Source organism: Acinetobacter sp. MF4640, assembly GCF_002018895.1.
Classification (GTDB): Bacteria; Pseudomonadota; Gammaproteobacteria; order Pseudomonadales; family Moraxellaceae; genus Acinetobacter; species Acinetobacter johnsonii.
In genome coordinates, this window is sequence record NZ_MVOM01000129.1 from 1 (window position 1) to 1,160 (window position 1,160).

2 pseudogenes are annotated in these 1,160 nt (G+C 39.1%); both read right to left on the bottom strand.

Features of this window, described 5'->3' with window-relative positions:
* Nucleotides 1–131 precede the first annotated feature (131 nt).
* A pseudogene (locus MF4640_RS18745) lies at nt 132–983 on the bottom strand (DUF695 domain-containing protein); the annotation flags it as partial.
* Between the two features lie 45 nt (nt 984–1,028).
* Nucleotides 1,029–1,160: pseudogene (locus tag MF4640_RS19225) on the bottom strand (IS481 family transposase); the annotation flags it as partial.

Consider the following 1,160-nt stretch of genomic DNA (forward strand, 5'->3'; position numbering starts at 1 on the left):
TTCTTGACTCAAGCATTAATGCAGTACGATCTTCAAAGTTAAGATGATGGTATGACAATTTTATATACTCCATAAACCCTTTAAATTAATTAGGTGGTTTATGTCGCACTTCAAGTTTTACTCTGCCCAGGCATGCCATTTGAATACTGACCATCATAGGAGATTTCAATCAGCATCATCCATGGATGCGAAGCTTTTTGATCCCATGTTAAAAGTGTCCGATTTAAAGTCGCCAGCAACGGTAGACCTTCATTGGTTTCACCTTCCAAGCTAACAAATTCATCGGCATCCGTATGTGAACGGGTAATTTTGTCTAATCTTGAAATTTCACTGCTTTTTAAAATTAAAATATTTTTGAGCAAGTGAATCGGTAGCAATTCTTTTTCGGCATCTTGCTTAGACTGGACAGAAACATTGTCCAATTTGGTAACCGCATCGTACTCGCCCAAATAGTTGTCGAGGAAAATATACACAGCCTGTAAAAACGCATCGTTTTCAGCTGCATTATATTCATCATGTACCACGACCAGATCAATCTCATCGGGATATTCGGCTTGCTGGTTAAAATAAAAAGATAAAGTCTCCTGACTAAACTCATAATCATGCATATTAATCCCGACTTGATGAATATCGCTTTCAGGTTTCAGCGCAGTGAACTTCCACCCTGCAATCTCAGGTGCAGCTGCAATCAGCTCTTCCACAAAAACAATATTTGGAATGATGCCGTCGGGGGTTAGAATTAATTCAGCTGTTTGCGGGGTTAACATGCCCGTCAGAAAAAAGATGCCGCAATGGACTTTTTCCAATTCAGGCGTCAATCGATCAAAGAAATCTCGCTCGATTTCAGTTTTACTGCCTTGATTCACAATGTGGTGAAAATGCTGTTGATGCTGCTGAAACCATTGCCAAAATGCAGTATATACATTTTCATTCGCAGGCGTTTTTTGTTTTTGAGAACCCCATAATTTTTTTAAAAAGCTCATTTTTCTTTTCTCTTTTTTTCTATTGGTTTCAATATTTTTTGTGGTCTAAGTGTTTAGTCCCGGCATTTGATGGATCGGATCAATTTTAAAAAGTTCAGGTTCATCTGTCCACTGTTTGCAGATGAATTCGTAGGGAGTCAGGCCCCTGAGTGTTTTGAGTCTGCGGCCGAAGTTGTA